At 69.2% G+C, this 3,952-nt stretch carries 4 protein-coding genes and 1 pseudogene; 3 read left to right on the top strand and 2 right to left on the bottom strand.

All coding sequences use genetic code 11. The annotated features are described in order from the left end of the window. The first annotated feature begins 145 nt into the window (after positions 1–145). A complete protein-coding gene (locus tag AB0436_RS30500) occupies positions 146–643 on the top strand; it encodes a hypothetical protein (protein WP_366471167.1) in 498 nt (165 codons plus the stop codon). A gap of 165 nt (positions 644–808) precedes the next feature. Here AB0436_RS30500 and AB0436_RS30495 read toward each other — a convergent pair. Further along, positions 809–1,500 (bottom strand): annotated as a pseudogene (locus tag AB0436_RS30495) (pentapeptide repeat-containing protein). Between the two features lie 133 nt (positions 1,501–1,633). Between AB0436_RS30495 and AB0436_RS30490 the strand changes: the two are divergent. Both AB0436_RS30490 and AB0436_RS30485 read left to right on the top strand, forming a co-directional pair. Beyond that, positions 1,634–1,774, top strand: a complete 141-nt coding sequence (locus AB0436_RS30490) for a hypothetical protein (RefSeq protein ID WP_366471166.1) — start codon at positions 1,634–1,636, stop codon at positions 1,772–1,774. Positions 1,775–1,841: 67 nt separating this feature from the next. Beyond that, complete coding sequence (locus AB0436_RS30485; protein WP_366471164.1) at positions 1,842–3,362, top strand: MFS transporter; 1,521 nt, start codon at positions 1,842–1,844, stop codon at positions 3,360–3,362. Between the two features lie 3 nt (positions 3,363–3,365). Here the strand turns inward: AB0436_RS30485 and AB0436_RS30480 are convergent, their stop codons facing one another. Beyond that, positions 3,366–3,836 carry a GNAT family N-acetyltransferase gene (locus AB0436_RS30480; protein ID WP_366471163.1) on the bottom strand — a complete coding sequence of 157 codons (471 nt, stop codon included), beginning with the start codon at positions 3,834–3,836 and terminating at the stop codon, positions 3,366–3,368. Positions 3,837–3,952: the final 116 nt, after the last annotated feature.

Here is a 3,952-nt window from a genome sequence, read left to right as displayed (position 1 = left end):
GGAACGAAACCGACCACACGGCAACTGGAACAAGCCTCGTAAGCCACGGAGAGCATGAGGCACAAGCCCAGTCACGATCTACGGCTGGAGTACTAAGAGGGCCGGGCCGGTCCTGCCCCTCCCCGCCGCGTGACACCATCGAACCGTGCTCGACATCGGCTACTCCCTCTCCCGGCGCTTCCCCGACCCCCCGCAGACCGACTACCGGCGCGCGGACGTCCACGCGCTGCGCCACGACCTGTTCTGCGGTGACGTCTATCTCGCGGACACCAGGACGGACCGCGAGGTGTCCACAGCCTGGGGATGGGTGCCGGTGCTCGACTTCGCCTGGGCGCTCTGCGACATCGTCGAGCAGGTCGACCGGGACCCGCGCGGTAACCGCGCGTCGCGGCCGCAGCACGCGGAACTGGACTTCACCGAGTCCTCGGACCGGATGCTTTTCGAGCGGCGGTTCGGGTGGGTGGACGTGGCAGCGGACTGGATGCCGGCGGACGAGGCACCACTGACGTTCGGGCATGCGGTGCTGCGGCGGGAGGCGCGGGATTTTCTGCATGATCTTGTCGCGGATCTGGCGGACATGCATGGGGGGCTGGCGGATAATCCGGTGGTGTGGGATCTGCAGGCGCGGTTTCCACGGCTGTAGGGGGCGCCTGCGGCGGGCCTTTGGGGGCTCCCGCCCCGGACCCCGGCTCCTCAAGGACCCCGGCTCCTCAAACGCCGGAGGGGCTTGCTTTTGGCCTGCGTCGCCTTGAATGTGCCTGCGCGTGCAAGCGTGGGGCGGAGCCCCGAAAGCCACCGCCGCAGGCGGCTACCCCCCGGCCGCCTCCACCCGTACCCCCACCTGCGCGGCGAATGCCGGTGCCAGTGCCAGCAGTTGGGCGGGGCTGATCACCGCCCCGGACAGTCGCTCCACGCCGCGGGCGATATCGAGCTCGGAGGCCGTGCGCAGGTCCACGTCCTTCATCGCGACCCCGGAGAAGTCCACCCGGCGCAGTGAGCAGCCGACGAACTCGACCCGCTCGAGCCGGGCGCCGCCGAAGTCCGGCTCGGAGAGCACGCAGCTCTCGAAGACGACGTCCTTGAGGCGCGCCTCGCGCAGGTTCAGGTAGTCGATCTTCCCGCCGCGCACCACCACCCGCTCCAGCACCGCGCCGTGCATCTGGACGCCGCCGAGCCGGGCGTCCCGGACTTCGACGTCGCGCAGTGCGGTGCCCGCGAAGTCGGTGCCGACTCCCCGGGGGCCGGTCAGTATGCAGTCGATGAAGCGGGAACGCACCAGCTCCGTGCCGTCCAGCACGCACTCCTTGAGGGCGCAGTCCATGAAGCGTGCCCCGGCGCCCGACTGGCCGGTGAAATTCTGCGAGGTGAATTCAAGTCCGTCATAATCGCCGTCCGGCTCAAGTCCGTGCCCCGAAATGGGCTGAGTGGCGGGAGCCGAACTTCCGGCCGCCTCACCAGTGGTGTCCTCTTCGCACCGCTCCTCGCTGCCATACCTCCCATGGTGACCTACACCTCTGACATCGTGACCATTCCCCTGCCACATCCGCGTCACCGAATTCGGTCCCGTTGGCAGGAATCGTTCATTGCGGTCGGTTCGAAACTTCGTCAAAGTTCATTGAAAAGGGGACGGGCCATGCACCGGATCACTGTCATAGGTGACGGTTTCACCGGGCCCACCGAGGCCGTCCCGGCGGCCGAAGCGGCGTACGAGGTGATCCGGCGCGCGGCCTACGGCGCCCTGGGCGGCGGCGCCAGAACGGCCGAAAGCCGATAGGTGGCAGCGTGGCCCGCGAGGAGGGCCCACCGGGGCGAAATGTACCGTTCTGTGGTCTCCTGGAGCGATGAGCGACCCGGCGATATCTCCTCCGGGACCCCCTGGCGCCCCGGAAACGAGCGGACCAGACCCGCACCGTTGGTGGGGCCTGGCCGTCATCGCGACGGCCCAGTTGATGGTGGTTCTCGACGCCACCATCGTGAACATCGCGCTGCCGTCCGCACAGCGCGATCTGGGCCTCACCGACGCCAACCGCCAGTGGGTCATCACCGCATACACCCTGGCGTTCGGCGGGCTGCTGCTGCTCGGCGGCCGGATCGCCGACCTCGTCGGCCGTAAACGCACCTTCGTCATCGGGCTCATCGGCTTCGCCGCCGCGTCGGCCATCGGCGGCGCGGCCGTCAACGGGTCCATGCTCTTCGGCGCCCGCGCCCTCCAGGGCGTTTTCGCCGCGGTCCTGGCGCCGTCCGCGCTCTCGCTGCTCACCACCACCTTCTCCGACGGCAGGGACCGCGCGAAGGCGTTCGGCATCTATGGCGCGATCGCCGGTTCGGGCGCCGCCATCGGGCTGCTGCTCGGCGGCATCCTCACCGAGTACCTCGACTGGCGGTGGTGTCTGTACGTCAATGTGCCCATCGCGGTGCTCGCCGTCTTCGGCGCCTCCGCGCTGCTGCACGACCGGGCAGGCCACCGGGAGGTCACGCTGGACATCCCCGGCGTGATCCTCGGCTGCGGCGGCCTCGTCGCCATCGTCTACGGGCTGAGCGAGGCCCAGGCGCACGGCTGGAGCTCCCGGCTGGTGCTCGGGCTGCTCATCGGCGGTGTCGTCCTGCTGGCCGTCTTCACCTGGTGGCAGACGCGCGCCGAGCGGCCGCTGCTGCCGCTGCACATCATCGGGAACCGGGACCGCGGCGGCTCGATGCTCACCATGTGTCTGGCGATGATCGGACTGTTCGGTCTTTTTCTCTTCATGACGTACTACCTTCAGACCATCCTCGGCTACAGCCCCATCCGGAGCGGCCTCGCCTTCCTGCCGATGTCCGCACTGATCATTCTTACGTCCACCCAGGTGGCGGCGCGGCTGCTGCACCGAGTACCGCCGCGGCTGCTGATGGGGCCGGGGCTGCTGATCGGCGCCTGCGGGATGTTCAGCCTGACCTTCATCGGCACGCACTCCAGCTACGTCACCCACGTCCTCCCGGGCACCCTGCTGATCGGCGTCGGGATGGGCCTGACCTTCATGCCGGTGATGGCGACGGCCACCGCCGGGGTGGCCCAGCGGGACTCCGGCGTCACCTCGGCGTCCGTGAACACCGCCCAGCAGATCGGCGGCTCCATCGGTACGGCACTGCTCAACACCATCGCGACCACCACCACCGCCGACTGGCTGGCCGGCCGGCTGCCGGGCGCGACCAGCAAGCCGGAGAGGGCACAGCTGGTGAAGAGCGGCGTGGTGCACGGTTTCACCGTGGCGACCGGCTGGGCCGCGCTGATCATGCTGGTGGGCGCGGCGATCGCGGTGCTGCTGGTGTCCGCGCACTCCCCGCGCCGGAGCGAGGCGGCAGCCGCGGAGGCCCTCACCCGCTGAGGGTCACGCCCCCAGCGCCGCCAGCGCCCCGTCGGTGAGGCGGTAGACCGACCACTCGTCCTGCGGCCGGGCCCCCAGCGCACGGTAGAAGTTGATCGACGGCTCGTTCCAGTTCAGTACGGACCACTCCAGGCGCTCGTAACCCCGCTCCACGCAGGTCCGTGCCAGTTCCTTCAGCAGCGCCTTGCCGTAGCCGCCGCCGCGCAGCTGCGGGCGTACATACAGGTCCTCCAGGTAGATGCCGTGCACGCCACGCCAGGTGGAGAAGTTGAGGAACCACAGGGCGAAGCCGGCGGTCTCGCCCTCCGGCGTCTCGGCGATGAAGGCGAACGCCGCCGGGCGCTCACCGAACAGTGCCTCGTGCAGCTGGGCCTCGGTGGCGCGCGCCTCGTCCAGAGCCTTCTCGTACTCGGCGAGCTCCCGGACCATCGCGTGGATCTCGGGCACATCGGCTGCGGTGGCGTGGCGAATCATCAGGACAGACTAACCGCTAGATGTATTGACCCGCAGGGTTGTTGACGCGGGTGACGGGGGGCCGGCCTCCGAGTGCGGTATGGCAGCGATGGTAGTTGTAGTTGTGCAGGAAGCCT

The organism is Streptomyces sp. NPDC051322 (genome assembly GCF_040689485.1).
Lineage (GTDB): Bacteria > Actinomycetota > Actinomycetes > Streptomycetales > Streptomycetaceae > Streptomyces.
The sequence above is the reverse complement of the archived record's forward strand: the minus strand, read 5'-3'. Positions and strand labels throughout refer to the sequence as shown.

Excerpts from the sequence above, each read along its gene's own strand:
- AB0436_RS30490 (WP_366471166.1), top strand. The coding sequence starts at position 1,634 with ATGCACCGGATCACTGTCATAGGTGACGGTTTCACCGGGCCCACCGAG.
- AB0436_RS30485 (WP_366471164.1), top strand. The coding sequence starts at position 1,842 with ATGAGCGACCCGGCGATATCTCCTCCGGGACCCCCTGGCGCCCCGGAA.
- AB0436_RS30480 (WP_366471163.1), bottom strand. The coding sequence starts at position 3,836 with ATGATTCGCCACGCCACCGCAGCCGATGTGCCCGAGATCCACGCGATG.